1 protein-coding gene is annotated in these 578 nt (G+C 71.1%); it reads right to left on the bottom strand.

Annotation, left to right across the window (positions count from 1 at the left end; translation table 11 throughout):
• Positions 1-578 (bottom strand): Ig-like domain-containing protein (locus OOT46_RS30670; protein ID WP_265407412.1); only part of this gene is annotated, 578 nt, incomplete at both ends.

Here is a 578-nt window from a genome sequence, read left to right as displayed (position 1 = left end):
CGCGTCCACACGGCCAGCTGCAGCGTCTGCTGCCCGTCAGGACGATGCCGCTCCACGTCAGCGTGGTGCCGCTGACCATGCCCGGTGAGGTCGCTCCAGGTCGCGCCGCCGTTGAGCGAGCCCATCACCTTCTCGTTCGTGCCCAGGGCCGCCGACAAGCTCGCGCTGAGGGTCTGGGCGGCGACGGAGGTGATGAAGTCGCTGCTCGACACGCCGGTGTCGTCGCTGAGCGTGAGGTTGGACAGGTGGGTGGTCGGCGCCGTCATGTCGCCCACCACCACGATGTCGGCGGTCGGTGCGCTGGTGTTGCCCGCGGCATCGGTCGCCGTGGCGCGGAACTGGTGCTGCGTCGCATCCGTCACGGTCGCGCTGTAGCTCCAGCTGGTGCCGTTCACGGTGGCCGTGCCCAGCAGCATGCTGCCGTCGTAGACCAGCACCGTCGCGCCGGCCTCGCAGCTGCCGCTCAGCAGCAGTGTGCTGTCGTCGCTCGCCTGACCGCTGGACAGCGGGCCGGTGACCGTGCCGGCGTCGTCGGTCGCGGCGTCCAGGGTCACGGCGGGGGCAGTGGTGTCGCCCAT

The sequence above is a fragment of the Aquabacterium sp. A7-Y genome (assembly GCF_026153205.1).
GTDB lineage: Bacteria > Pseudomonadota > Gammaproteobacteria > Burkholderiales > Burkholderiaceae_C > Caldimonas.
Note: the sequence above shows the minus strand (reverse complement) of the source record. Positions and strands in the feature narration are given on the sequence as shown.